Below are 25,158 nucleotides of genomic sequence, written 5' to 3' on the forward strand. Positions count from 1 at the left end.
TAGGTTGGATGAGATGCCGACGCAACAACCATGGAATATCAATATCCACTACAACGCGCTCGTCGATGCCCAGGTCCCCGCCAATGCTCAGCAGGTCCTGGACGTCGGGTGCGGCGACGGGTTCCTGGCCGCGCGCCTGGCCGGGCGGATACCCCGGGTGGTGGCGCTGGACATCGACGAGCCGGTACTGCAGCGCGCAGCCGCCCGGTTCCCGGATGCGGCAGTGCAGTGGATGCACGGCGACGTGATGACGACCGACTTGCCCGACTTCGACGCGGTGGTGTCCAATGCCGCGCTGCACCATATCGACGACACGCGTGCGGCGCTGGCGCGCCTGGCCGGCCTGCTGCGGCCGGGCGGCACGCTGACCGTGGTGACCTTTGTCAAACCGTCTGTGCCCGAAGGTCTCTGGCATGTGACGTCATGGATCGCCTGCGGTGCTGTCAACCAGATCCGGGGCAAGTGGGAACATACCGCACCTATCAAGTGGCCGCCGCCGGACACCTTCGCCCAGTTGCGCGCTCACGTGCGTGCCGTGCTTCCCGGCGCCCGGGTCCGGCGCCTGCTCTATGGACGCGTGCTGATCAGCTGGCGGTCGACGGCCGCAGCATGAATTCCGTGACGATGTCGGCCATCTCAGGAATCGCCCGGCGCGTGATCACCTCATACCCGTGAGTGCTCAGGGTTGGCAGACAGAGTAGTGCCCCGCGCGGGGAAAGTCCGCCAGCCTTTGCATGCGACGCGTCAGACTCGAAGGCACCCAGAACGGCCGGCTGCGGGGAGAGGCCCAGTTCGTCCGCGATGTCCATCAGCCGGTCAGCAAGGCCCTTGTCGTAGAGGCATTCTGCGTCGCTGTAGGCGACCATCGGCCCGCCCGCACATGTGGTTGCGTACTCCTTTTCGGCGGGACCCACCTCGAGGGCGAGGGTGATATCGCCCGGGAGATTACCGGCGGCATATGACCCACCCACCCCACCGACCTCCTCGTTCGTGCTGAACACCAGGTAGACGTCATGGGGTGGCCGAATCTCACGCTCGCGCAACAGCCGAGCCGCGTGCAGCAGGGCGGTCACCGGGGCGCGGTCGTCCAGAAAGTACGAGCCGACAAAATTACCGAATTCCAGCAGCGTCCGCTTGCTGCGCTCGACACATGCGCGGGTACCGGGTCGCACTCCGGCGGCGGCCAACTCCTCCGGTGTGCGGCCGGTGAAGACATAGACGTGCGTCCAATCCAGCGCCCGGTCGCCTTGATCCGGCTTGGTCTGCCAGATCCGCTCGCTTTCCTTCGTGGTGTGCTCGGAACCGACGGTCAGAACTCCGATGAGGGTCTCCCGAAGACCGAGAATTGCCACCGGACCGAGCCCGAAATTGCCTGGGTACATGGTTCCCAACTGCGTCATGTGCAGCGAACCGTCCGGCTCCACCCGCTTGACCAACATGGAGAGTTCGTCCATGTGCGCCAGGATGCGAATCGCCGCTGCGTCACCGTTGCCGTTGCTGCCGCGGATGAGTCCGATGAGGTTGCCCGCTTCATCGGTCCAGCTGTGGTCCACTACGGGCTCCAACTCCCGTCGGCAGACGTCTCGTACGGCGTCCTCCTGTCCGCAGGGACCGTAGGTCCACAGCAGCTCCTGCAAGAGGTCTTGGTCCAATTCGGCGCGGCGGTAGCTCACGGAGACTCGCTTCCTCTGCCCGGACGGGCGACTCCGCTGTGATGCCCACCAATTCGGAGGAGAAACTCTTTAGTCCGAGCCCATCGCCGAGGCGCTGGCCGCGCTGATGAGTTCGACCGCCTGCTTGCGCGGGAGCGAGCCGAGCATCTGCATGGCACCGCGCAACTCTTCCCCCACAACCCAGGTCGGTCCGCTGGTCAGGTTCTCGAAAGCCTCGGCGATGACGTCGTCGACGGCGACCGCTCCGGGCGGCACCTCATCGAGCGAAGCGATCTGGCCGCGGCTGTACTCGAGCTCGCGCAGTGCGGGCGTGTCCGTCTTGCCGAGGATGAGGCCCAGGACATCGACGCCCTTGTCGTGCAACTCGGCCCACAACGCTTCGGCGAAGACCATGTCAAAAGCCTTGGAAGCCGCGTACGCCACCATGTTGGGCCCACCGGCGAACCCCGCGCCGGAGCCGAAGACGACGATGCCGCCGCGTCCGCGCTCGACCATGGGCGCGGCGAAGTGGTGGCACAACTGCACCGGCACCATGCAGTTGCGTTGCACCATCGTTTCGGCGGCCTGCACCGGACTGGACAGAAAGGGCCTGAAATTCGGGTCCGCCCCCGCGCAATAGACGAGAAATCCGATGTCCAGGTCGGCGGTGGCCTCGGCGATGACGGCCGCCGCGTCTGATTGTGCGAGATCGACCGCCAGGGTCCGGGTTTGGGCGGAGGTCGTCGAATTGATCGATTCGGCAACGGCTCTCAGCGCCTCGTGCCGGCGGGCGAGCAGCACGACGTTGACGCCCCGCTCGGCGAGCCCGGTGGCGAAGGCGGCACCCAGACCGTCGGAGGCGCCGGCTACCAGCGCCCAGGGTCCGTACTTCGCGGCGAATGTCACGGGACCTCCTAGCCGACCGTGCTGACTCGCACCGCGGTGAACCGCCGCCGGGCGATCCGCCATCCTGCGGACGTGCGCACGATTTCGTCGTCGTAGAAACCGATCCCGTTGACGCCGGTCTGGTTGTCGGCGGCCATGATCAGGGCGTCGACATAGGTACGGGCCACCGCCTTGTCACCATCAACGTCGACAGCCTGATTGCTCAACCGATGCAGGGTGTGCCCGGCCATCGCGTGCACCTTTTCCATGAAGTCGGTGACGGCGTCGACACCGCTCCACGAACCGATCTCGCCATAGTCGAGCTCGCAGTCATCGGTGAAGACGGTGCGGAACAACGGCCAGTCGCGCCGGTCTATCCCGGTGGCGTACCGAACCAACAGCTCGCAGATATCCTGCCTGTCTTCGCGTTCCGTCATGCCTTCGATAGAGCGCCGATGGCAGCCTGCAGCTTCGCCGCGGCCTCGTCGGCGACCTCCTGCAGGCCCGGTTGGTCCACCACGCGGACCATCAGCTGCGGGTCCATCGCCTCGACCAGCACCCCGCCGTCCTCGGCCGTGCGCACCACCACGTTGCACGGCAGCAACTGGCCGATCTGACGGTCCACATCCAGTGCGCGGTGCGCAAGCTGCGGGTTGCAGGCGCCGAGGATCAGGTAGTCCTCCATGTCCTTGCCGAGCTTCTGCTTCAGCGTGGCTTTGACGTCGATTCTGGTCAGGACGCCGAAGCCCTGTTCGGCCAGCGCCTGCGTGGTCTGTTCAACGGCGTCGCTGAACGAGGTGTGCAGCGTGGCGGTCAAACCCGCGGTTCCCAATGTCATGGCTGATCCCTTTCTTTCCGTCAGGCCTTCTCGTCAGGCCAGAGCCAGGAAGAGCTTTTCCAACTCCGCTTCGCTCAGCGGCGGCGAGTCGCCGTGCTGGGTGCCGTTGATGCAGTCACGCAGCCCGCAGGCGACGATCTTGAATCCGGCCCGGTCGAGCGCCTTCGATACGGCGGCGAGTTGAGTCACGACGTCTTTGCAGTTGCGGCCCTGCTCGATCATTGCGATGACGCCGCCGAGCTGCCCCTGCGCGCGGCGCAACCGGTTGAGCACTGCGCCCATCGTGTCTTCGTCAGAGTTCATCGGGTGCCTTCCTATCTCTTCCTGCCCCATACTATACCAATACCCCTACCGGTATCAGTACACTTCCTGTCATGGACCAACAACACCGTCACCATGACGTCCTGAGCGACCTCAACCCGCAACACCGCGCGCTGCGCCAGATGATTCCCGGGGTATATGCCGGGTTCGGCGAAATGAGCAAGGCTGCGATGGCATCCGGCGCCCTGGACGCCAAATACAAGGAACTCATCGCGCTGGCGATCGGGATAGTGCACGGATGTGACGGCTGCATCGCCTCCCACGCCAAAGCGGCGGTCCGCGCCGGGGCCTCGAAGGAGGAGGCCGCGGAGGCCGTCGGTGTCAGCATCATGATGTACGGCGGGCCGGGCACCATCTACGGCGCCCGCGCCTACGCCGCGTTCTGCGAATTCGCCGACGCCGGATCGGAAACATAGTCTCAAACCCATGGAACTGCGGCAGCTGCGCTACTTCGTGGCGGTTGCCGAGGAACTGCACTTCGGGCGGGCGGCGCAGCGCCTGCACATCTCCGGACCGGCGTTGTCGCAGCAGATCATCGCCCTGGAACGGGATTTGGGCGCCGAACTTTTCGTACGCGACCGTCGCACCGTCCGATTGAGCGCGAGCGGCCGGACGTTGCTGCCGGATGCCCGCCGCATCCTGGCCCTCTCCGACGACGTGAAAGTCAAGATGCGTCAGGCGGCCGAAACCTCCGCGCCGGTGCGTCTCGGATACGTGAGCTGGCTGCCCGACGATCTGGGCGCGCTGCTCGGTGAAGTGGCGGTGCGCGTCGATGAGTGGGTGCTGCCGTCGCACGTGCAAGCCGACCGGGTGGCCGAAGGCACCCTCGACGTGGCGCTGACCTGGGTCACCGCGCAGCAGGCCACTGAGCGCGGGCTCGCGGCACATCTGCTGCGCGCCGAGCCGCTGGGTGCCGTGCTTCCGGGTATCGCGGCACCCGAACCCGTTGCCGCAAGCCAACTTCGGGTTCTGGTCGACGCCGACGAGTCGGCCTGGCGGTCCTGGAATCGGTTCGCGCGGGAATTCGCCGCGGACACCGCTGCGCGCGTCGTCGACATCGACGACGGCGGCATCACCGGGGACGCGTTCTACGCCCACGTCCGCCGACTCGGCGTTGCCGTGCTCGCCTCGCCCAAGCGCCACACGGCGGTGCCGCCGCCCAGCCTGGGACAACGACCGGTGGCCGGTCCGGTTCCAGTGTGGACATGGTCGCTCGTGCACCGGGCCGACGACGAACGCGTCAGCGTGCACAATCTGGTCCGGGCGCTGCTGGGCGTCGCCGACAACCACGGGTGGCACGCGCCCCCCGCCGGGCGGTGGTGGACCCCGTCCGACGATCCGCATCGCAGTGTTCTCGCGGCGGCGGGTGAACTGCCTTAGGAAGTTCACCCGAACACAGGTAGGCAAAGAGTCCTGGACGCCGCTGCGTGGTCGCGCTTGAGTCGAGGTATCGACGAGAGAAGGACGAGAACCGATGGCGCCGAACTATGTTGTGGGCGACCTCGCCGGCTTCGCGGTCGGCCGCAACAATCCGATCTGGCGGAGCCGGCCAGGGCGATGCTCAAGCGCAACGTACTGGACAGCATCGCGTGCGCGGTCGGGTCTCTGGGTGGCGAACTCATTCCGGCCATCCGTGCCCAGGCCGATGAGTTCAGCGGCCGGCGCACCGCAACACTCGTCGGCGGCGGGGCGGCCTCGGTGGATCAGGCGGCCTTCTTCAACGCGGTGCTGGTCCGCTACCCGGACCTGCTCGACACGTATCTGACGGTGGGCGGTCTGTGTCACCCCGCCGACAACTTCGGCGCCATCCTCGCTGTCGCCGAGCATTTCGACGCCCCCGGTCCGGACTTCCTGCTCGCCCTTGCGGTTGCCTACGAGGTCCAGTGTCGGTTCAGCGCGGCAGTGCCCGTGATGGCGCGTGGCCTCAATCATGCGCTGCAGTTGGCGATGTCGGTCGCGGCGGGCTCAGCCCGGCTCATCGGCCTGGACGCGGCCCGAACCGCCGATGCGATTGCGGCTTCCGCGGCAGACAACGTTTCACTCGCGGCCGTGCATGCCGAGCCCGTCTCCAATTGGAAGGGGATCTCGCCGGCCATCACCGGTATGCGCGCGGTGTATGCCACGATGCTGGCGGCCCGCGGCGTGACCGGCCCAAGAACACTGTTCGAGGGCCCGCACGGTCTGGTGCAACTCTTCGGCCAGGTGATCGATCTGCACACCGGCATAACAAAACTCACCGCCGTCGAACAGACCTACCTCAAGCAGTATTGCGCGCTGATCCACGGCCAGGTCATCATCGACGCCGTGCTCGCACTCCGCGAGACGAACGGACTGAGCGGCCCGGACGTCGCGTCGGTGACTCTGGAAGTTTTCCAGGGGGCGTTCGACTTCGCCGGCGGCGGCGCGTACGGCAACAAGGACCACCCGAGGACCAAAGAGGAAGCCGACTACAACCTCAAGTACCTGGCCTCGGTTGCCCTGCTCGACGGTGGCGTCGGACCCGAACAGCTTGAGAATCAACGGGTTCGACGCGCCGATGTCCAGGACCTGTTGACCCGGGTGGTCGTCGAACCGGCCGCGGACCTCACCGCGGCCTACCCCGGTCGCACGGCGGCCCGGGTGCGGATCGTGACTCGCGATGGGCGCAGATTCGGCCACGAACAATCCGACTATGAGGGTTCACCCACCCGCCCGTTGTCCTGGGGCCGCGTGGTGGACAAATTCCACTGGCTGGCCGAGCCGTTCTGCGGCGAGGGTTTGCGCGGCGAGATAGTCGACGCGGTCGAACGACTCGATGAGATCTCCACCCGCGAACTCACGGCAATGCTGGGTACCGTGAGCCCGACAGCCCGCGGGCCGCGCAGCTCGCGGCGGTTTTGAACGGCGTGAAGTACGGCCTGCCTTGCGCGGTTTGCTCGTCGGGTTGAATGATCGGCGTCAACCTCGCCGAAGGAGCGCACGTGGCCAAAAGCAAGAAACGCACCCTCAACCGGTGGGAGCTGATCACCTGCGCCGTCGCGGGCCACGCCACCTACGCCCCGGACGATGAGCAACTGGCTGCGCGGTTGCACGCCAAGACCGAGCTCGGCGAGGTGTGGCGGTGCCTGCGCTGCGGCGACTTCGCGCTGGGCGAGCCGCACGGCCGCGGGCATCCGGAAGACGCGCCGATGATCATGCGCGGCAAGGCGTTACGGCAGGCCATCATCATCCGTGCACTGGCCGTCGAGCGACTCGGACGGGCCGTGGTGCTGGGGCTGGCCGCCTGGGCGGTCTGGACGTTCCGCGGTGCCCGGGGCTCCATTCAGGCCACCCTCGACCGCGACCTGCCGGTCTTTCGTGCCGCCGGCTTCAAGGTCGACCAGATGTCGGCGATCCATGAGCTGGAGAAGGCGTTGGCGGCCAAACCGTCCACCCTGGCACTGATCACCTGTCTGCTCGCCGCCTACGCCGTGCTGCAGGTTGTCGAGGGCGTGGGCCTGTGGTTGATGAAACGCTGGGGTGAGTATTTCGCGGTGGTGGCCACCTCGGTCTTCCTGCCGCTGGAAATTCACGACCTGCTGAAGGGCGTCACCACCACGCGGGTCGCGACCCTGACCATCAACATCGCCGCGGTGCTTTACCTGCTGATCTCCAAGCGGCTGTTCGGGATACGGGGCGGCCGCAAGGCCTACGAAGAGGAGCGGCAGGGCGACCAACTTCTCGACCTGGAGCGCGCGGCCATGACGGCGGCCTGAGTGTCCGCCTACCTACCGCGAAATCCCGACTACCGCCAACAGGTGCGGGAAAGCTTTGCGTTGCAGGGCTTCATGTCGACGCTTGGCGCGACACTTCACAGCATCGAGCCGGGCATGGTCGAAATCGAGGTGCCCTTCTCGCCGGGACTCACCCAGCAGGACGGCTTTCTCCACGCCGGCGTCAGCATCGCCGTTCTGGATAGTGCTTGCGGTTACTCTGCGCTCACGCTCATGACGCGAGAGTCGCGAGTCCTGACCGTGGAGCTGAAGGTGAACCTGCTTGCCCCCGCGGTCGGCGACCGGTTGCGCGCGCGTGGCGAGGTCCTGCGTCCCGGCCGAAATCTCACGGTGTGCCGGGGTGACGCCTACGCCTTCAGTGGCGATAGTTCCAAGCAGGTGGCCACCATCCTCGCCACCATGATCGGTCTGACTTGACTTAAGTTGAGTCAGACCTGGATGATGCCCGTTATGAGCAAAACCGCGTGCGCTCCCGAGCGTGAGCAAGTCAAGCGAAACCGGATCATCGAATGGTCCGATCCGCTGAGCGCGGCCGAGGCGGCGCGCAGTCGCAGCGGCCTGGAGTTTCTGCAGGCCATGGTCGACGGGGAGATACCGCAGCCGCCCGTCATGAGCACCATTGGTGGCCGGCTGGAATCCGTGTCGGCAGGTACCGCCGTCTTCACCCTGACTCCGGCCGAGTTCCACTACAACCCGATCGGGTCGGTGCACGGTGGAATGTATTGCACGCTGCTGGATTCCGCCGCCGCGTGCGCTGTGCACAGCATGCTGCCGGCCGGGGTGGCCTACACAAGCCTCGATCTGTCGGTGCGGTTCATCGGTGCGATCAGCGTCGAAACCGGTCCGGTTCGCTGTACTGGCACGGTGACCCACCTGGGCCGTCGCACCGCGCTGGCCGAGGCGAAACTGACCAGCAGCACCGGCAAGCTGCTGGCCACTGCCACCAGCAATTGCCTGATTCTGAATGCCTGACATCGAGTGAAGTCATCGGGACGGCTTGCCGATCGGGACGGGTGGACGGCCGCCGACTGGTGCCCGATGGAATACGCACTGCAATTCATCGGCACCCATTCGGCCATGGTGTTGCTTCGCGAAGCCTTTTGGGGCGGCCGACGTTTCGACGACCTCGCGCGTGGAGCAGGGGTCACCGAACAGATCGCTGCCAAGCGGTTGCGGGAATTGGTCGATGCGGGGTTGTTGGAGAAGCAGCCGTACCGTGAACCCGGCCAGCGCACCCGGTATGAGTACGTGCTCACCGATCGGGGGCGGGACCTGTTCCCGGTGCTCATCAGCCTGATCGAGTTCGGCAGGGTGCTGCAGGCAGGGTCCGGCACGGAATTGATCCACCGGAATTGCGGTGAGTCCGTGGTGCCTCAGGTCAGATGTGCCGGCGGGCACGACGTTTCGTTCTCCGACGTGATCATTCGGAAAACGAAGCGCCGGCGACGAGAAGTGTGACGCCGGCGACCTCCGCACGCCTGTGTGCCGGATCGCACAGGCCACACGCGGCCTGCTTTGCGCGTTGTTCACTCGGCCGCGGTGCAGGCTTAAAGGGGATCGGCTGATATGGCACCAAGCGATGTTCCGACGTCGCACCGATGAAGGACCGATAACGTGACAGCACTGCAGAACTGGATTCAGAGCCCCGGTGGCTCTGCCATTGCCGCGCCCATGAAGGCGCGCGCCCACCGCGCGCTGTTCGCCATGCGGCGCAGTCGATCGCACCAGAAGGTCACCGGTCCGAACCTGATGAAGCGCGGCGCCGAGCGCTGCTGACGGCAATCACCCTAAGCCCCCGTGATTGGATCGCTGCATGGCGGAGTCGGCGCGGGTGGTCAGCGCTACCCGTGACATCGCGGCCGGCGCGCAGCGGATCTTCGAACTGATCGCGGATCCGTCACTGCAGCCCAGTTGGGACGGCAACGACAACCTCGCCGCAGCCGAACCCGGGCAGCGCGTCCACCGGGTCGGTGACGCCTTCACGATGACGCTGACGCTCGGCACCGTCCGGCTCAACCACGTCGTCGAATTCGACGAAGGACGCCGGATCGCCTGGCGCCCTTCCGAACTGGGCAAGACGCCGCCCGGTCATCTGTGGCGCTGGGAGCTCACGCCGGTGTCCGAGACACGTACCACAGTTACCCACACCTACGACTGGACCGCGCTGACCGACCCCGATCGACTGGCTCGCGCGCAGGCCACCACCGCGGAACGGTTGCGGGCGTCGATCGACCGGCTCGCCGCGATCGCCGAAGACACGCCGTAGCGGCCCGGTACGGTCTCGGTATGGCTCTCCCACCTGCAGGAAACAACAGCGCGGCCATCGTGACCGGGGCATCGTCCGGCATTGGCGAGGAGATCGCCACCATTCTGGCGAAACGCGGGTACCACATCGTTTTGGTCGCCCGCAGCGCCGACCGGCTCGAGGCGCTCGCCAGGAAACTCGGGTCAAAGGCGCATCCGCTGCCTGCCGACCTCGCCCAGCGCAGCGACCGCGCGACGCTGTTGGACCGGGTCGGCGAACTCGGGCTGACCCCCGACATCCTGATCAACAACGCCGGCCTGTCGACGCTGGGAGTGGTGGCGAAGTCCGATCCGGAGAAGGAACTCAACCTGGTCGAAGTCGACGTGGCGGCCGTCGTGGATCTGTGCAGCAGATTCTTGCCCGGCATGGTGGACCGTCGTCGGGGCGCGATCCTGAACGTGGCATCGGTAGCCGCGTTCGGCCCGCTGCCCGGGCAGGCGGCCTACGGGGCGGCTAAGGCATTCGTGCTGTCTTACACCCACAGCCTGCGGGGCGAGTTGAAGGGGACCGGCGTCTCGGTGACGGCACTGTGTCCGGGCCCGGTGGACACCGGATTCGGTGAGGCGGCCGGATTCTCGAAGGAAGAAGCCGACGCCGCGCTGCCCCGGGTCATGTGGATACCCGCCGATCAGGTGGCGCAGGCCGGAATCGACGGCCTGGCGGCCGGAAAGGCCGTGGTGGTTCCCGGGCTGGCCAACCGCATCTCAGCGGGACTGTTCCGGGTCGCGCCTCCGGAGTGGATGCTGCCGCTGCTGACCCGCAATCACCCCGCGATGAAGGGCAACTGAACGTCCGCAGCTACCCCGCGCAGTCGCCTTCGGCGGCAGCCCGCAGCAGGTCGTCGCGGGCCCGGGCCACCCGGGACCGGATGGTGCCGACGGGACATCCGCAGACCTCAGCCGCTTCGGCGTAGGACAGGCCCAGAACCTGGGTGACGATCAACGCTTCCCGTCGCTTGGGGTCCAATCCATCCAGCAGGATGCGGATCTCCACCATGTTCTCGATCCGGCTGCCGCGACGGCCCTGCCCGAGCGCCTCGTCCAGATCGGCGACGTGCGCAGTGCGCGGCCGGCGCATCTTGGAGCGGAAATGGTCGGCGACGACCCGGCGGGCGATCGACAACAGCCAGGTCCGCGCGGTCGAACGCCCGGTGAAGCTGGGCAGCGAACCGATTGCCCGCAGAAAGGTCTCCTGCGTCAGGTCGTCGGCAGTGCCGGGATCGGCGAGGTAAGCGACCATCCGCCAGACGTCACGCTGGGTGCGGCGGATGAATTCGGACAACGCGGCCCGGTCGCCCCGCCCCGCGGATCGGGCGAGATCGGTAATTTGGTCATCGTCACTGCCCGGGGCCACGGGCTTTGAGCCTAGGCCATGCGGACATGACGAACGCAGGGAACTCTTGAACCGGCCCTGACGACTTGTGTAGGGACGAGTTCGCAGGAGGCGAGAATTCACGTGACAGCGGCAACGACGGACGCACCCGCAGAGGTGCAGCGGGTCCAACTCGACATCACCGGGATGTCCTGCATGGCCTGCGCCCTCAAGGTGAAATCGACCCTCAACAAGCTGCCCGGCGTACGGGCTTCGGTGAACTTCTCCACCCGGGTGGCGACGCTCGAGCTCAGCGAGGACATCGCCACCGAGGACCTGTGCGAGGCCGTGGAGCGCGCCGGCTACCAGGCCGAGCCGCGAACCGCCGGCAGTGACGGCGCCGGCGACCCGGACGCCGAACACGCGCGGTATCTGCTGGTCCGGCTGGCGGTGGCCGCCGTGTTCTTCGTGCCGCTGGCGCATCTGTCGGTGATGTTCGCGGTGGTGCCCAGCTCCCGGTTCACCGGCTGGGGATGGGTGCTCAGCGCGCTGGCGCTGCCGGTCGTCGTCTGGGCCGCCTGGCCGTTCCACCGGGTCGCGCTGCGCAATGCGATGCACGGCGGCGCCTCGATGGAGACGCTGATCTCGGTCGGGATCACCGCGGCCACGGTGTGGTCGCTGCACACGGCATTCGGCACCCATCAGAGCGTCGAACGCCGGGGTGTCTGGCAGGCGTTGCTCGGCAGTGACGCCATCTACTTCGAGGTCGCCGCCGGCGTCACGGTCTTCGTGCTGGCGGGCCGGTATTTCGAGGCGCGGGCGAAGTCGCGGGCCGGCGGTGCGCTGCGGGCTCTGGCCGCCCTGAGCGCAAAGGACGTCGCGGTGCTCCAGGCCGATGGGTCGGAACTGGTGATCCCGGCGGACCAGCTCAAAGAGCAGCAGCGCTTCGTGGTGCGGCCCGGGCAGACGATCGCGGCCGACGGTCTCGTTGTCGAGGGCTGCGCGGCGGTCGACGTCAGCGCGATGACCGGAGAAGCCAAGCCGGTGAAGGTCCACCCGGGCGCCCAGGTGATCGGTGGCACCGTGGTGCTGGACAGCCGACTGATCGTGGAGGCCGCCGCCGTCGGCGCCGACACCCAGTTCGCCGGGATGGTCCGTCTGGTCGAGGAAGCACAGGTGCAGAAGGCCGACGCCCAGCGCCTGGCTGACCGCATCGCGTCGGTGTTCGTTCCGTGCGTCTTCGCGATCGCGGGCCTGACCGCGGCCGGCTGGCTGCTCGCCGGCGCCGGCCCCGAGCGGGCGTTCACGGCCGCGCTCGCGGTTCTCGTCATCGCCTGTCCGTGCGCCCTCGGGCTGGCGACGCCCACCGCGATGCTGGTGGCCTGCGGCCGCGGCGCCCAGCTCGGCATCTTCCTGAAGGGGCATCAGTCCCTGGAAGCCACCCGCGCCGTGGACACGGTCGTCTTCGACAAGACCGGCACGCTCACCACGGGCAAGCTGGCGGTCAGCGCGGTGACGGCCGCTCCGGGCTGGGATGCCGACGAGGTACTGGAACTGGCCGCGGCGGTGGAAGCGGCCTCCGAGCACGCGGTGGGGCTGACGATCGCGGCGGCCGCGCCGCAGCGGGATTCGGTCGCCGACTTCCGTGCGGTGCCCGGGCGCGGCGTCAGCGGTACCGTGCGAGGCCGTGCGGTGCGGGTCGGGAAACCTACCTGGATTGGTGCGCCAGCCGACGGGACGGTGCTGACCGACGCGCGGCGTGACGCCGAATCACGCGGTGAGACCGCGGTATTCGTCGAGGTTGACGGTGCGGCATGTGCGCTCATCGCGGTCGCCGACGCGGTGAAGGAGTCGGCGGTGCCCGCGGTGGCGGCGCTGCACGATCGCGGTCTGCGAACCGTGCTGTTGACCGGTGACAACCCGGCATCGGCGGCGGCGGTGGCGGCCCGGGTCCGCATCGACGAGGTGATCGCGGACGTGCTGCCCGAAGGCAAGGTCGACGTGATCGAGCAGCTGCGTGAGCGCGGGCATGTGGTCGCGATGGTCGGTGACGGCATCAACGACGGTCCGGCCCTGGCGCGTGCCGATCTCGGCATGGCCATCGGGCGCGGCACCGACGTCGCGATCGGCGCCGCCGACGTGATCCTGGTCCGGGACAACCTCGAGGTCGTACCCCTGGCGCTGGGACTGGCCGCGGCGACCATGCGCACCATCAAGGTCAACATGATCTGGGCCTTCGGCTACAACATCGCGGCAATCCCGATCGCCGCCGCCGGCCTGCTCAATCCACTGGTGGCCGGAGCGGCGATGGCCTTCTCCTCGTTCTTCGTGGTGTCGAACAGCCTGCGCCTGCGCAATTTTGGGGCCGGCCGCTAAGCCGTCCTCAGGCCGCCGAGCCGTCCGTGGGCCACAGATGTCCCCGACGGCGGCCCCGAGAAGCGTTGTCCGGCAACACGATATCGGGTTCGGCAGCCTGCGGCGCCGGCCCGGGCGCCGGGGTGGTCCGCCACACGATGGTCGCCAGGATTGCGCCGAGCACCACCGGCAGGTGTGTCAGCAGCCGTCCGAGGGTGACGGCGCCCGAGGCCGCATCCACGGTGACGTATACGGCCAATACCGCGACAAACACCGCCAGCACACCGGCGAGTCCGGCGGCCGCGGCGGGCCACAGCGCAGCGATCATCATGATCACACCGAGCGCGAGCGACCAGGACGTGGACTCGTGCAGCAGATGGTTCGTGCTGTCCATCCCGTGGTGCAGACCCACATCCAGGCCCGCGCCCTGCACGACCGCCAGGGCGATCTGGGCAACGCCGACGCCGAGCAGCGCCCAGCGTTGCCAGCTCAGGGCGAATCGTCGTCGCGACGGCGCTGGCTGCTGAGTTCCGATCGGGCCCACCGGCGCGATCACCGGGCGGGACTCGACCAGGCGGCGCAGTTCGCGCGCCTGAACACCCACCAGGTCAAACCATTCGCGACAGGCAGCGCACTCGTCCAGGTGTTCATCGACCCGGGCCGACGGCACGGGCTCACGCTCGCCGTCGAGTCGGGCCGACAGCGCTTCGCGCGCCACCTCGCAATCCATGCCTTAATAGTCGCGCATCACGGGCGATTTGTTCCCGGTCCGTTTGCGGTGGGGTCTGATGGTGGCGACCCGCTTCACCCGGCTGCGCCGCGCTCGCGATCGCCACCGCCTGATGGTGGCGACCCGCTTCACCCGGCTGCGCCGCGCTCGCGATCGCCACGGTCTGATGGTGGCGACCCGCTTCACCCGGCTGCGCCGCGCTCGCGATCGCCACGGTCTGATGGTGGCGACCCGCTTCACCCGGCTGCGCCGCGCTCGCGATCGCCACTCCGCTATCCGAACTCGACGAGCGTGTTGGGGGCCCGCAGCCGGTCGAAGACGGAGACCCGGTAGGTCAGGGCCAGCACCTTCGGTAGGAACCGGCCGCGCGCCGGCGGTGCGGGGAGCTCGCGAACCGCGCGGACGCCGGGAACGGCACACAGGTCGGCGTACTGCTGGGCGGTGAACCAGAACGGCATCGGCGGCGCCGTGTAGAACTCGCTGAGTTTGAAGCCGCGCCGCCGCGAATACACGCTCAACAACCACGGGATGCTGTCAAAGACCAACTGCCCCCCGGGAAATCGCCTCGCGCAGGATTCGATCAGATCGAATACGGTTGCCCGCTCGAAGTATTGGAACAGGCCTTCGGCGGTGATCAGCACGCCGTTGCTGTCGTCCACCCGGTCCATCCAGGAGTAATCGAGGGCGGACTGCGCGCAGTACTGCAGCCGGTCGGATGCCGGCAGCAGCTGTTGGCGTATCTGGACGATCGGTTCCAGATCCACCGAGAGCCAGGTGAGTTCACCGTTGTCGAGGCGCCAGAAGCTGGTTTGCAGGCCCTCGGCCAGCGCGACGACCGTCGCCCGCGGATGGATGGCGAGGAATGCCCGCGCCGCGTTGTCGAAGGCCAGTGCCCGCAGGGCCGTGGCCTGATGAGTCCGGCCGAAGTGGTGGTAGTCGTAGTCGATGCGGTCGCGCAAGGCGATCGCCATCGGATCATCGATGACGCCGTCCGGGCGGGCGGCCTCGGTCGCCCGTTGATGCAGCGTGAGCAGTGCGGTCTCGGATATCCCGCCGAGGTGACGGGCGTCGAACGCTGGCATGGCTCAGACAGTACTGACCGCCGGAACTTTTGACCTACCGGCGACGACTAACTCACGACGGGGCAAAGCAAGGCCGGTTTCCGCCTCGCGCAATCGATCTAAGCGAGGAGGTGGCAGCCTGACCGGCCCGATATGGATGGCCCTGCCTCCGGAGGAGCATTCGGCACTGTTGAACGCCGGGCCGGGTCCGGGATCCCTGCTGCTGGCCGCGCAACAGTGGCAAGAACTCAGCGGTCACTACGGCGCCGCGGCAGCCGAGCTGACTCAGGTGCTCGCCGACGTGCAGGCCGGTGGCTGGCAGGGCCCCAGCGCCGGCAAGTACGTCGCCGCGCACGTCCCCTATCTCGCATGGCTCGAACAGGCGGCCGCCGACAGCGCAAATACCGCCGCGCAGCACGAAACGGCCGCCATCGCATACAGCAGTGCCGTCGCCGCCATGCCGACCCTTCTTGAACTGGCGGCCAATCACACGATTCACGGCGTACTAGTCGCCACCAACTTCTTCGGTGTGAACACCATCCCCATCGCCCTCAACGAGGCCGACTACGTCCGGATGTGGATCCAAGCCGCTGAGACCATGACCGTCTATCAGGCGGTCACCACGGGGGCCCTCGCAGCAACGCCGACGACCGAACCGGCACCTCCGATCCGGGCGGCCACTGCGGAAGCTCAAGGCGCCGCCACGACGGCCCCGTCGGATTCGATCGCGCAACTCATCGCGGATCTGGAAAATCTCATCGCCAACCCGTACCAGTATTTCCTGGACTTCTTCCAGCAATTCGGGTTCAGCCCCACCACCACCGTTGTCCTGGCCGTGATCGCACTGCTCTTGTACGACCTGCTCTGGTACCCGTACTACGCCTCGTATTCCCTTCTGCTGCTGCCGTTTTTCACGCCAGCCCTGAGCGCGCTGAGCGCACTGGGGCTGCTGCTCCCGTACTTGAACAGCCTGCCGCCGGCCGGCTTGTTGCCGGTGACCGCCGAACCGGGCGCTGCCACCCGCGCCGAGCCGATCACGAATATCGTTGCGGCGCCTGCAGTATCGGTTGCAGCCGGGCCAAGCTCCCCGACGGCCAATCCCGCGTCCGGCTCCACCGCGCCGGCGCCGGCGACCAGCCCGGCGCCGACGTCCGCCATCAGCTATGCCGTGCCCGGCTTGCCGCCACCCGGGATCGGCACCGGTCCCCGAGCGGGGGCGAAGGCACCGGGCAGCATGCCGGACACCGTCGACGCCGCGGCCCCCGCGCAGCTGGCAGCAGCGAGAGTCCAGGGCCGGCGCCGGCGCCGGGCCGCCGTCGAAGTTCGCGGTCACCGTGACGAATTGCTTGATGCCACAACGGGAATCGGCGCTGCGCCCACGACCGGCGTTGAGCCTGAGCCGCCGACCGCGAGCACCCGCGGAGCGGGCGGGCTCGGCTTCACCGGCACCACGCCCGCCCGCGCCGAAGCGCCGGCCGGGCTCGCCCACCTGACTGACGACGGGTCCAGCAGCACCCTGCCACTGCTGCCTGCCACGTGGCCCGTCGACGCGACGCCGGGACGCCGATGATGCGTACTCCCAGGAATCCCATGGAGAGGCCTTCAAGGATTACGCAAGAAACGGGCAAGCGGCTGCTGACAACCTCAATTCATCTCAAGCCGCGCCGCCAGGCGATACGGCGACATCATCAGAAGAAATCACCCAAGGGGGTTGGACCATCACGGCACCTTACCTAAATGCGCAACCCTGACTCATCTATCTACCAGACAGGAAAGACAGTTAATGACACTTAATGTGAAGGGCGAGGGCCTCGGTGCTCAGGTCACCGGACTCGATCCCGCCAATCTGGACGATCTCTCCACTGAAGAGATCCGCGAGATTGTGTACACCAACAAACTCGTCGTCCTCAAAGATGTGCATCCGACTCCGGAGCAATTCATCAAACTCGGACGGATCGTCGGACAAATCGTTCCCTACTACGAGCCGCTTTACCATCACCAGGAGCACCCGGAAATCTTTGTCTCGTCCACCGAGGAAGGGCAGGGCGTTCCGAAAACCGGCGCCTTCTGGCATATCGATTACATGTTCATGCCGGAGCCTTTCGCGTTCTCCATGGTGCTGCCGTTGACCGTGCCAGGACCCGACCGCGGAACCTATTTCATCGACCTCACCCGGGTCTGGGAATCGCTGCCGGCCGCGAAGCAGGACCCGGTGCGGGGCACGTTCGGCACCCACGATCCGCGGCGCCACATCAAGATCCGGCCGCGTGACGTCTACCGGCCGATCGGCGAAGTGTGGGACGAGATCAATCGGACCACGCCGCCGATCAAGTGGCCGACGGTGATCCGGCACCCGCACACCGGGCAGGAGATTCTCTATATCTGCGCGACCGGCACCACGAAGATCGAAGACAAAGACGGCAATGTGCTCGACCCCGCCATTCTGCAAGAACTGATGGAAGCGACGGGGCAACTGGACACCGAGTACAAATCGCCATTCATTCACACCCAGCACTATGAAGTCGGCGACATCATTCTCTGGGACAACCGTACTCTGATGCACCGCGCAAAACACGGCACCGCCGCCGGACATTTAACCACCCACCGTCTGACCATGTTGGACGGCTTGACGACACCAGGATATCCAGTATGAGTACCATCACCTTGTCCCCGTTCGCGCCGACCCGCGCGGAATTCACCGACATCAGCGACACCGCCCCGATCGAGGAGCACCTGCTGGTCAAGGTTCTCGAACCCTACGCCTATAAAGATTGCCGCTATCTCGTCGACGCCAGCTACAAAGCCACCGCTGATTCTGTCCTTGCCTACGGCAATTTCAGTATCAGCGAGCCGGCCTACATTCGCAGCACCGGCCATTTCAATGCGGCCGAATTGATTCTGTGCTTCAACCAGCTTGCGTACAGCGCCTTCGCGCCGGCGATCCTCAACGAGGAGATCCCGGTGTTGCGGGGCTGGTCGATTTCCGACTACTTCGATCACCAGCTCCCCAGCATGCTGATCAAGAACACGGCCTCCCGGTTCAAGCGGATGATCCACGCCCAGAAGTTCTCCGCGCGCCTGCTGTGCCGGGACTTCGAGGTGGTCGACCGACGCTTGCGGTACCTCTCGATCCAGTGCGCCATGGAGTTCTGGGACGAGTATGGCGGGGCCGCGTCCGGCGAGGTCGAGCTGGCCGCCCTCAACATCCCGTAACGCATCGTCCGGTATAGCACCAAGGAAGCACCTGAAGGTCATGTCTCACTTACCATTAACTGTCCTGGAACGGGTTTTCGAGCAGGCGCGGCAGCGGCCGCTGGCAACTGCCCTGCGCCGATGCGACGGCAAAAGCGCGCTGCGGTATGCCGAACTGGTGGCCGCAGTCAACGGGCTCGCCGCAGCACTTCGGGCGCAGTCGGTTTCCCCGGGATCCCGGATACTCGTCCTTTCGGACAACGGGCCCGAGACGTACCTGTCGGTGCTGGCCTGCGCGAAACTCGGGGCGATCGCTGTGATGGCCGACGGCAATCTTCCGCCGGCCACCATCGATCGTTTCGGCGAGATCACTGCCCCGAGCGCGATTCTCATCGCGCCCGGGAGCAGAACCGACCTTTCCACGCTGTCGCAGAATCTGCGCGCCACACCGGCGGTCAGGGTCGACGTGCACGCCTACGCCGGAAACACCGCGGCGACACCGGACGACTACCGATGCCCGGAATACGGTGCCGACCACCCACTGGCCATGATCTTCACCAGCGGGACGACGGGCGAGCCGAAGGCCGTGCTCCTGGCCAACCGCACTTTCTATGCCGTGCAGGACATCCTGCGCGAAACCGGCCTGGACTGGGTCAGTTGGGTGGACGGAGAAACCACCTACTCGCCGCTGCCGGCGACGCATATCGGTGGATTGTGGTGGATACTCACCTGTTTGATGCGCGGCGGGGTGTGCATCACCGGTGGTGAGAGCACCACGTCGCTGCTGGAGATTCTCAGCAAGAACGAGGTTGCGACGACGTGCGTCGTCCCGACCCTGCTTTCGAAACTGATCGCCGAGCTGAAGGTAACCGATGAGAAGGTGCCGTCGCTACGGCTCCTCGGGTATGGAGGTTCCCGGGCGATCGCGGCCGATGTCCGGTTCATCGAGAATTTGGGCGTGCGCACCGCGCAGGTCTACGGATTGAGCGAAACGGGCTGCACGGCTTTATGTTTGCCGACCGATGAGGACTCGATCGCGAAGATAGAGGCCGGTGCGGTGGGACGGCCCTATCCCGGAGTCGAGGTTTACCTCGCCGGCTCTGCCGACTCCGGGCCCGCGACGCCGGGTGCTGCGCCGTCGGCTTCCTTCGGCACGCTCTGGATCAAATCGCCGGCAAATATGTTGGGGTACTGGAACAATGCCGCACGAACCCAAGAGGTTCTGATCGACGGGTGGGTCAACACCGGCGATCTGCTCGAGCGCCACGAGGACGGTTTCTTCTACATCAAGGGACGATCCTCGGAGATGTTCATCTCCGGTGGTGTGAATATCGCGCCAGACGAGGTCGACCGGATCGCCGAAGGCGCCGAAGGTGTCCGCGAAGCCGCATGTTACGAGATTCCGGACCCGGAGTTCGGGGCCCTGGTAGGTCTGGCCGTGGTCCCTTCGACCGAACTCGACGAGTCCGCGGCCCGCAAGCTCAAGCAGGCGATCGCCGCCCGCTTCCGGCAACAGTCTGAAGCGATGGCGCGACCGTCGACAATCGCGATCGTCGCCGAGATCCCACGGACACAGTCCGGCAAGGTCATGCGGGCCTCACTGGCCGCGTCGGTGGGCAAAACCGAAGTGTCCGCTCATGGTTGAGACGATCCGGGAAAGGGTGCTCGCCGCGGTCTGCGACGTGTTGTACATCGATGAAGAGGATCTACACGATGGTGACGGCACTGATCTTCGAGACCTCGGGCTGGATTCCGTTCGCTTCGTTCTGCTGATGAAAAAGCTGGACGTGGACCGGGAATCCGACGTGCCGTCCCGCCTGGCGGACGACCTCTCGATTGCGGGCTGGGTCCGGGAGCTGGAGAACCTCTGTGAGCCCGCCTGAAGTCTGGGTGGCCCGCATCCCGCTGAGCAGGTCGCAACAGAACCTGTATAACGGTGTGCTGCAGGACGGCGATCCGTCGTTGTACCTGATCGCCAAGACCTACCGATTCCGCCCGCTGCAGTTGCCGAGATTCCTGGCCGCGTGCGAGGCAATGGTGTGCGAAAACCCGGTGCAGCTCTGCGTTCTGGAAACGCCGGCGACCGGAACTCAGTATCCGGATCTGGTGCCTCGCCTGCGGTTCGGCGACATCGTGCGCGTGCGGTCCGGCGATTTTCAGAGCACCGGTACCGATTTCGAACTCCAGCGCACCTGGTCGACCGGCATCCTCGATACAGCCCTGGTGCGGTACACCGTGTGGACAGACCAGAACGGCGACGTCTGCGGACTCGACGTGCATGCGCACCACATCGTGGTGGATGGTGGCGCCACCGGGATCATCGAAGCCGATCTGGCACGCCACCTCGCGGCCGGCGACCCCGCAGAAGTGCCCTCCCTCGCAACCGGTTTGACGAGGACGGCCGAAGCCCATCGTCGCGAAGGGGCGAAGGCCGACGAGGCGCTGCAGCGTTTCAGTGCTGCCGTCCAGCGTGAGCTCGCCGAGGATGCGCGTCTCGGCGGGGCCGGCCAGAGCACGCACGCTGCCGGCGCCGCCGCCAAAGGCGTCCTGCAAGAATCAGTGACGATCGCCGGTGATGCCTTCGACGCGCTCGTTCGGCTCTCGGATACCGAACAGGTCCCGCTCAACGTCCTGGTGGCCACGGCGGCACTGGCGGTGGACGCGGGCCTGCGACAGGGCACCGAGGGTCTGCTCGTTCACGCGGTCGACAACAGGTTCGGTGACCCGGACCTCAATGTCGCGACGTGCCTGGTCAATTCGGTGGCGCACCCGGTCAGGTTCGCTCCCTTCGCATCGGTGCGCGATGTGGTGCGCGCCGTCGACCGAGGATACGTGAAGGCGGTGCGGCGCCGCTGGCTGCGCGAAGAGCACTACCGCCGAATGTATTTGGCGATCAACCGCACCGCCCAGGTGGACGCGTTGACGCTCAACTTCATCCGCGAGACCTGCGCGCCCACCCTGCGCCCGTTCTTGACCGAAGCACCGGTCGCGACGGACATCGGCCCGATCGAGGGCAGGACGGTGGCGAGTGTCCTGGACGAAGGTCAACGCGTGCTCAACGTGGCCATCTGGGACCGGGCAGATCGGCCGAAATCCGCCGCAGGAGTTGCTAGCCGGATCGCAGTGGCACTCGAAGCGATGGTGCGCCTGTGGGATCAGCCGATGGCCAAGGCCGTCGGCGAGTGGTTCGCGCTCGGTCCGGACGGGTCGATCCGCCCCGACGACATGCAGATCGCAACGACCCAGTCGCGGGCGTGGTTCGTGGACGGGTCCGCAGGTCTCCGCGAGACCCTGGCCGGCCGTCCCGGTGTCCACCGGTGGGTCGCCCATCTGGTGCGCAACGGCTTCTCGCCGGGTGACATTGCGGTGCTTGCGGACGACGACACCGGCAACACCATCGACTGCCTGATCGCAAGTCACCTGGTCGGCTGCGGATACAGCATCTGCGATACACCAGAACAACTTTCGCCCCGCGCGCAGGCTATTGCCGAGCAGCTGGCGGGTGCCGAGGCGCGGGTGGTCGACGTGACCGGTATCGGGCTGCCGGTGGCCATCGATGACGGTGTCCGCTCGCTGGTCGACGATCGTCTTGCCCAAGTGGCGCAGGACATGTCACTCGGCGCGAAGACTGCCTACATCATGCCGACGTCGGGTTCCACCGGGCAGGCCAAGCTGGTGCGGGTCACCCACGGCTCGCTCGCGCTGTTCTGCGCCGCGGCGATCAGAGCCTACGGTTGGGGACGGCAGGACACCATCCTGCAGTGCGCCCCGCTGACGTCGGACATCAGCGTCGAGGAGACCTTCGCCGCCGCTGCCGCGGGCGCGCAGCTGGTGCGAACCGCCGCGATGAAATCGGGCGACCTCGACGGACTCGTCGAGGGTCTGATCGCCACCGACGCGACGGTCGTCGACCTGCCCACCGCCGTGTGGCATCTCTTGTGCGAAGACGCCGAAGCGCTGCACGCGATCCACCGTTCACATCTGCGGCAGATCGTTATTGGCGGCGAAGCCGTTCGCCCGGCCGCCGTCGACAAATGGATGAATTCGTCAGCGGGACAACGGATCGAACTGGTGTCCAGTTACGGACCCACCGAGACCACCGTCGTGGCAACCTATTTGCCGATCGCCTCGGACGGCACGGTCGTCGCTCCCGAAGCGCGGCGACGCCTGGGGCGGCCGATGGTGCCTGACACGGTCGTCATCGCCTTCGGCGAGGTGGTGATCGTCGGGGGCCTGGTCTGCGCCGGCTACCTCGGGACCGACGACCGCAGCTTCGGTACCGTCACCACCGGCGCCGGTACCCAACATCGCGCCTTCGCCACCGCTGACCGAATCATCATGGACGCACAGGGATTCCCGCTGTTCGCCGGGCGCAAAGACGACGTCGTCAAAGTATCCGGCAAGCGGATCGACATCGCGGACATCGCCGGACGCATATCGGCCGATCCCGCGATCGCCGATGTCGCCGTCGAACTCCACGACGGACGCCTCGGGGTGTGGTTTCAAGCCACGCCGACCCCCGAAGCCGGCGAGGATCCGGCCAGACGCATCCGGAACATCCTGGTGAGCAACGGTGTGTCCGCGTTCTTCGTGGTCGCGGTGTCGGCGATCCCGCGCAAGCCCAGCGGGAAGGTGGACAGTGCCCACCTGCGGGCGTTGCCCGAGTTCGTGGAAGCGGCGCATGACGACCCCGAAACCGCCGATAGCGCAATGGGTTTGGCGCAGGTGTGGAGCCGGCACCTCGGGACGGCCGTCCAACAGGACACTTCGCTGCTCGCCGCAGGGGTCGGTTCGCTGGACCTGATCAGAATCCTGCCCGACACCCGGAGGTTCCTGGGACGCCAGGTGTCGATCCTGGACCTGATCAGTGCCGACACCGCCGCCAACCTCGTCGCCGACCTCGCGGATGCCACGACGGCCGAGTGGATGGACCGGGCCACCGCCGCCGAGATAAAAGGTGACCTCGATGATCTGCGGGCGTCCGCCGACATCAGACGCCAGGCCACGCTCCCCGCCGGCGACGCGATCATCGTGCTGGGCGCCTCGGGCATTCTGGGCACCGGGTTCGCCGCGGCACTGGCGGACCTCAAACGGTCCGGAATTCGGTGCCCCGATGTCATTCTGGCGAGCAGATCCCAGCACGGTTCGTGGTCCGGTCTCCACGACGTGGAAGGGATTCGGGTGATACAGCTTTCCGCCGACTTCGGGCCGTCGGAACTGGACGCGCTGATCCGGGACACCGGCGCCGGAACCGTCATCAACTGCGTCGGCAACACCAACGTGCTTGTTCCGTACCGCGAACTTCGCACCGCGAACGTGGATCTGGTCTCGGCGATCGTGGGCGTGTGCGGGGACCGGGGTGTCAGGCTGGTGCACCTGTCGACGTTCGTCGTCAACGCGGATGTCGTCGCCGCCCAAGTGACCGATCCGCGAGCTGCGCCCTACCCCTACGCGGCGTCGAAGTCGTTGGCGGAGCTGGTGGTGGCAGGTGCGCCGGACGGGCTCGACTTCACCATCGTGCGTTTGCCCCGGGTCCTGGGCGAGGACTGTCAGCTACGGGACTCTGCCGACATCCTGGTATCGGTTGTGGATGCCTGTGTCGCGTTGCGTGCCTACCCCGCAATGAATCTCGTCGAGGAGGTCACCACCGGCCACGCTGCGGCGACCGCGATCCTGCGTCTGCTGCCGGAGGTGTCGGGTGCGCGGGAGCTCGGACGGGGTATCACGGTGGCACGCGGCGAGGCCGTGGACTACGCGGAGTTACTCTCCGGATTCGCGCCTGACCAACTCGACGTCGCCCGGTGGAAGCAGCGGCTCGACGAGAGCGAGTGGGCGGTGATGAACCCGCGCCGGTGGTCGGTGGTGGATGCGTGGGTGGGCCTGGGCATGCGATTGGGGGCGCGCTCGTACACCGAGTACCTCGCGGACTACCCGACCATCGACGTGGACGTCGAATCCGTCGCCGAACTCGCCGCCCCACCGGAGCCGGTGCACACCCTGCTGGCCCGTGGATTCCAGGGTGTCTGATCGGGTCAGGCCTGAAAAACCATGATGCAGAACATGATTGCCATGCCCCCAGCCGTGGTCGCCTGAACCACGTTGCCCAGTCGCGCACGCCACACCCGAGTCCCCCGGCGGCGCCGCAGGGTGATGAAGAGGTAGCTCCAGGCGAAGGCGGCCAGTACGAATACGGCGGCCCAGATCCAGTTCACCGTGGTGACCCAACCGTGCGAAGTGTGCGCCGGCGCTGCCTCCATTTCGGGCATGGACGCCATGGCCGGCATGTCCGGCATGTCCGGCATGGACGCCATGGGCGGGTGTTCGGGAGTCAGATGCCCACCCATCGCGGCGTACATCCATGCCATCGCCACCATCTTCAGCGCGTGATAGCCGAGCGCCAGACGTGCGCCGATCACCCGGGCGGCGAGGACAGCCGCGACCAGGAACCACAGGGCCGCGGCCAGGAAGAACGCCTCGGCGGGTGTAGGCGGCAGCCCGAGCGCCTCCGGCCAGGCCATCGCCGCCATCGCGACGGCCATCGTGACGTGCAGCCCATGGCTGATCACCGAGGTCCAGGACCTGCGGTCGGCGACGAGGGCGAAGCCCACGGCGCTGAACAGGAACAGGCCCGTGACCACCCAGCGCAGCGGCAGATCGTCGATCATGCCCGGTGTTCCTCGGCGGTAGCCCCCACAGTGACCGAACACTATGCGCTGCGGGCGGCCAGTGCTACGACGCGCGGTCGTAAGCTGCAAG

Annotated in this window: 27 protein-coding genes and 1 pseudogene; 18 read left to right on the forward strand and 10 right to left on the reverse strand. The window is 66.7% G+C overall.

Annotated elements, in window-relative coordinates:
* Positions 1-13: 13 nt before the first annotated feature.
* Positions 14-613 (forward strand): class I SAM-dependent methyltransferase, encoded by a 600-nt coding sequence (locus C0J29_RS01500; protein ID WP_120791321.1) that lies wholly within the window; start codon positions 14-16, stop codon positions 611-613.
* On the opposite strand, the gene C0J29_RS01505 is transcribed toward C0J29_RS01500, so the two are convergent.
* The 5 genes from C0J29_RS01505 to C0J29_RS01525 form a co-directional block, all read right to left on the reverse strand.
* On the reverse strand, positions 585-1,673 hold the full coding sequence (locus C0J29_RS01505; protein ID WP_120791322.1) for a M42 family metallopeptidase: 1,089 nt from the start codon (positions 1,671-1,673) through the stop codon (positions 585-587). The genes C0J29_RS01500 and C0J29_RS01505 overlap by 29 nt on opposite strands.
* A 69-nt stretch (positions 1,674-1,742) precedes the next feature.
* A complete protein-coding gene (locus C0J29_RS01510; RefSeq protein WP_120791323.1) occupies positions 1,743-2,558 on the reverse strand; it encodes an SDR family NAD(P)-dependent oxidoreductase in 816 nt (271 codons plus the stop codon).
* Between the two features lie 8 nt (positions 2,559-2,566).
* Positions 2,567-2,974, reverse strand: coding sequence for a nuclear transport factor 2 family protein (locus tag C0J29_RS01515; protein WP_120791324.1), 408 nt, complete (start codon positions 2,972-2,974; stop codon positions 2,567-2,569).
* Positions 2,971-3,375, reverse strand: coding sequence for a DUF302 domain-containing protein (locus C0J29_RS01520; protein WP_120791325.1), 405 nt, complete (start codon positions 3,373-3,375; stop codon positions 2,971-2,973). Before C0J29_RS01520 ends, C0J29_RS01515 begins: the two co-directional genes overlap by 4 nt.
* 33 nt (positions 3,376-3,408) lie before the next feature.
* Positions 3,409-3,678 carry a metal-sensitive transcriptional regulator gene (locus tag C0J29_RS01525; protein ID WP_065042519.1) on the reverse strand — a complete coding sequence of 90 codons (270 nt, stop codon included), beginning with the start codon at positions 3,676-3,678 and terminating at the stop codon, positions 3,409-3,411.
* Positions 3,679-3,749: 71 nt separating this feature from the next.
* On the opposite strand from C0J29_RS01525, the gene C0J29_RS01530 reads away from it, so the two are divergent.
* The 10 genes from C0J29_RS01530 (at position 3,750) to C0J29_RS01570 (ending at position 10,541) form a co-directional block, all read left to right on the forward strand.
* On the forward strand, positions 3,750-4,112 hold the full coding sequence (locus C0J29_RS01530) for a carboxymuconolactone decarboxylase family protein (RefSeq protein WP_120791326.1): 363 nt from the start codon (positions 3,750-3,752) through the stop codon (positions 4,110-4,112).
* Between the two features lie 10 nt (positions 4,113-4,122).
* Positions 4,123-5,076, forward strand: coding sequence for a LysR family transcriptional regulator (locus tag C0J29_RS34295; protein WP_120791327.1), 954 nt, complete (start codon positions 4,123-4,125; stop codon positions 5,074-5,076).
* Positions 5,077-5,253: 177 nt separating this feature from the next.
* Positions 5,254-6,576: an MmgE/PrpD family protein gene (locus C0J29_RS01540; protein ID WP_242460599.1), complete on the forward strand. Its 1,323-nt coding sequence runs from the start codon at positions 5,254-5,256 to the stop codon at positions 6,574-6,576.
* An 80-nt stretch (positions 6,577-6,656) separates the two neighbouring features.
* Positions 6,657-7,430 (forward strand): DUF2127 domain-containing protein, encoded by a 774-nt coding sequence (locus tag C0J29_RS01545; RefSeq protein WP_120794481.1) that lies wholly within the window; start codon positions 6,657-6,659, stop codon positions 7,428-7,430.
* Entirely contained in the window at positions 7,431-7,865 is a 435-nt protein-coding gene (locus C0J29_RS01550) for a PaaI family thioesterase (RefSeq protein ID WP_197748240.1), read from the forward strand.
* A gap of 33 nt (positions 7,866-7,898) precedes the next feature.
* Entirely contained in the window at positions 7,899-8,420 is a 522-nt protein-coding gene (locus C0J29_RS01555) for a PaaI family thioesterase (RefSeq protein ID WP_120791328.1), read from the forward strand.
* Between the two features lie 6 nt (positions 8,421-8,426).
* Positions 8,427-8,906: a winged helix-turn-helix transcriptional regulator gene (locus C0J29_RS01560; protein ID WP_242460600.1), complete on the forward strand. Its 480-nt coding sequence runs from the start codon at positions 8,427-8,429 to the stop codon at positions 8,904-8,906.
* A 156-nt stretch (positions 8,907-9,062) separates the two neighbouring features.
* Complete coding sequence (locus C0J29_RS32635) at positions 9,063-9,224, forward strand: hypothetical protein (RefSeq protein WP_156770534.1); 162 nt, start codon at positions 9,063-9,065, stop codon at positions 9,222-9,224.
* 37 nt (positions 9,225-9,261) lie between these two features.
* Positions 9,262-9,714 (forward strand): SRPBCC family protein, encoded by a 453-nt coding sequence (locus C0J29_RS01565; RefSeq protein ID WP_120791330.1) that lies wholly within the window; start codon positions 9,262-9,264, stop codon positions 9,712-9,714.
* 20 nt (positions 9,715-9,734) lie between these two features.
* Complete coding sequence (locus tag C0J29_RS01570) at positions 9,735-10,541, forward strand: SDR family NAD(P)-dependent oxidoreductase (protein WP_065042510.1); 807 nt, start codon at positions 9,735-9,737, stop codon at positions 10,539-10,541.
* Between the two features lie 10 nt (positions 10,542-10,551).
* Here the strand turns inward: C0J29_RS01570 and sigC are convergent, their stop codons facing one another.
* Positions 10,552-11,106 (reverse strand): RNA polymerase sigma factor SigC, encoded by a 555-nt coding sequence (gene sigC, locus C0J29_RS01575; RefSeq protein WP_065042509.1) that lies wholly within the window; start codon positions 11,104-11,106, stop codon positions 10,552-10,554.
* 165 nt (positions 11,107-11,271) lie between these two features.
* On the opposite strand from sigC, the gene C0J29_RS01580 reads away from it, so the two are divergent.
* Positions 11,272-13,440 (forward strand): heavy metal translocating P-type ATPase, encoded by a 2,169-nt coding sequence (locus tag C0J29_RS01580; protein WP_162951595.1) that lies wholly within the window; start codon positions 11,272-11,274, stop codon positions 13,438-13,440.
* Between the two features lie 7 nt (positions 13,441-13,447).
* Here the strand turns inward: C0J29_RS01580 and C0J29_RS01585 are convergent, their stop codons facing one another.
* The 3 genes and pseudogenes from C0J29_RS01585 to C0J29_RS01595 form a co-directional block, all read right to left on the reverse strand.
* Positions 13,448-14,149, reverse strand: coding sequence for a zf-HC2 domain-containing protein (locus C0J29_RS01585; protein WP_120791332.1), 702 nt, complete (start codon positions 14,147-14,149; stop codon positions 13,448-13,450).
* Positions 14,094-14,417: pseudogene (locus C0J29_RS34715) on the reverse strand (hypothetical protein); the annotation flags it as partial. The pseudogene C0J29_RS34715 and the gene C0J29_RS01585, both read right to left, overlap by 56 nt.
* Positions 14,418-14,421: 4 nt before the next feature.
* Positions 14,422-15,231, reverse strand: a complete 810-nt coding sequence (locus C0J29_RS01595) for a class I SAM-dependent methyltransferase (protein ID WP_120791333.1) — start codon at positions 15,229-15,231, stop codon at positions 14,422-14,424.
* A gap of 136 nt (positions 15,232-15,367) precedes the next feature.
* Here C0J29_RS01595 and C0J29_RS01600 point away from each other — a divergent pair, with 136 nt between their 5' ends.
* From C0J29_RS01600 to C0J29_RS01625, 6 genes are all read left to right on the forward strand, one after another.
* Entirely contained in the window at positions 15,368-16,780 is a 1,413-nt protein-coding gene (locus tag C0J29_RS01600; protein ID WP_242460601.1) for a PPE family protein, read from the forward strand.
* Positions 16,781-16,993: 213 nt separating this feature from the next.
* Complete coding sequence (scoE, locus tag C0J29_RS01605; RefSeq protein WP_065048883.1) at positions 16,994-17,863, forward strand: (3R)-3-[(carboxymethyl)amino]fatty acid oxygenase/decarboxylase; 870 nt, start codon at positions 16,994-16,996, stop codon at positions 17,861-17,863.
* Entirely contained in the window at positions 17,860-18,423 is a 564-nt protein-coding gene (locus C0J29_RS01610) for an FcoT family thioesterase (RefSeq protein WP_120791334.1), read from the forward strand. Before scoE ends, C0J29_RS01610 begins: the two co-directional genes overlap by 4 nt.
* A gap of 40 nt (positions 18,424-18,463) precedes the next feature.
* A complete protein-coding gene (gene fadD10 / locus C0J29_RS01615) occupies positions 18,464-20,047 on the forward strand; it encodes a fatty acid--CoA ligase FadD10 (RefSeq protein ID WP_120791335.1) in 1,584 nt (527 codons plus the stop codon).
* Positions 20,048-20,051: 4 nt separating this feature from the next.
* A complete protein-coding gene (locus tag C0J29_RS01620) occupies positions 20,052-20,285 on the forward strand; it encodes an acyl carrier protein (protein WP_120794483.1) in 234 nt (77 codons plus the stop codon).
* Positions 20,272-24,429 carry an AMP-binding protein gene (locus C0J29_RS01625; protein WP_120791336.1) on the forward strand — a complete coding sequence of 1,386 codons (4,158 nt, stop codon included), beginning with the start codon at positions 20,272-20,274 and terminating at the stop codon, positions 24,427-24,429. The genes C0J29_RS01620 and C0J29_RS01625 overlap by 14 nt, the downstream gene beginning before the upstream one ends.
* A 5-nt stretch (positions 24,430-24,434) precedes the next feature.
* Here the strand turns inward: C0J29_RS01625 and C0J29_RS01630 are convergent, their stop codons facing one another.
* Complete coding sequence (locus tag C0J29_RS01630) at positions 24,435-25,067, reverse strand: DUF5134 domain-containing protein (RefSeq protein WP_120791337.1); 633 nt, start codon at positions 25,065-25,067, stop codon at positions 24,435-24,437.
* Positions 25,068-25,158: the final 91 nt, after the last annotated feature.

Origin of the sequence: Mycobacterium paragordonae, assembly GCF_003614435.1 — a bacterium.
In the GTDB taxonomy this organism is placed as follows: Bacteria; Actinomycetota; Actinomycetes; order Mycobacteriales; family Mycobacteriaceae; genus Mycobacterium; species Mycobacterium paragordonae.

Coding starts and splice junctions, on each gene's coding strand:
- C0J29_RS01500 (WP_120791321.1), top strand. CDS start 14: ATGCCGACGCAACAACCATGGAATATCAATATCCACTACAACGCGCTC.
- C0J29_RS01585 (WP_120791332.1), bottom strand. CDS start 14,149: ATGGATTGCGAGGTGGCGCGCGAAGCGCTGTCGGCCCGACTCGACGGC.
- scoE (WP_065048883.1), top strand. CDS start 16,994: ATGACACTTAATGTGAAGGGCGAGGGCCTCGGTGCTCAGGTCACCGGA.
- C0J29_RS01630 (WP_120791337.1), bottom strand. CDS start 25,067: ATGATCGACGATCTGCCGCTGCGCTGGGTGGTCACGGGCCTGTTCCTG.
- fadD10 (WP_120791335.1), top strand. CDS start 18,464: ATGTCTCACTTACCATTAACTGTCCTGGAACGGGTTTTCGAGCAGGCG.
- C0J29_RS01555 (WP_120791328.1), top strand. CDS start 7,899: ATGAGCAAAACCGCGTGCGCTCCCGAGCGTGAGCAAGTCAAGCGAAAC.
- C0J29_RS01530 (WP_120791326.1), top strand. CDS start 3,750: ATGGACCAACAACACCGTCACCATGACGTCCTGAGCGACCTCAACCCG.
- C0J29_RS01580 (WP_162951595.1), top strand. CDS start 11,272: ATGTCCTGCATGGCCTGCGCCCTCAAGGTGAAATCGACCCTCAACAAG.
- C0J29_RS01610 (WP_120791334.1), top strand. CDS start 17,860: ATGAGTACCATCACCTTGTCCCCGTTCGCGCCGACCCGCGCGGAATTC.
- C0J29_RS01570 (WP_065042510.1), top strand. CDS start 9,735: ATGGCTCTCCCACCTGCAGGAAACAACAGCGCGGCCATCGTGACCGGG.
- C0J29_RS01565 (WP_120791330.1), top strand. CDS start 9,262: ATGGCGGAGTCGGCGCGGGTGGTCAGCGCTACCCGTGACATCGCGGCC.
- C0J29_RS01515 (WP_120791324.1), bottom strand. CDS start 2,974: ATGACGGAACGCGAAGACAGGCAGGATATCTGCGAGCTGTTGGTTCGG.
- C0J29_RS01600 (WP_242460601.1), top strand. CDS start 15,368: ATGGCCCTGCCTCCGGAGGAGCATTCGGCACTGTTGAACGCCGGGCCG.
- C0J29_RS01520 (WP_120791325.1), bottom strand. CDS start 3,375: ATGACATTGGGAACCGCGGGTTTGACCGCCACGCTGCACACCTCGTTC.
- C0J29_RS01595 (WP_120791333.1), bottom strand. CDS start 15,231: ATGCCAGCGTTCGACGCCCGTCACCTCGGCGGGATATCCGAGACCGCA.
- C0J29_RS34295 (WP_120791327.1), top strand. CDS start 4,123: ATGGAACTGCGGCAGCTGCGCTACTTCGTGGCGGTTGCCGAGGAACTG.
- C0J29_RS01525 (WP_065042519.1), bottom strand. CDS start 3,678: ATGAACTCTGACGAAGACACGATGGGCGCAGTGCTCAACCGGTTGCGC.
- C0J29_RS01540 (WP_242460599.1), top strand. CDS start 5,254: ATGCTCAAGCGCAACGTACTGGACAGCATCGCGTGCGCGGTCGGGTCT.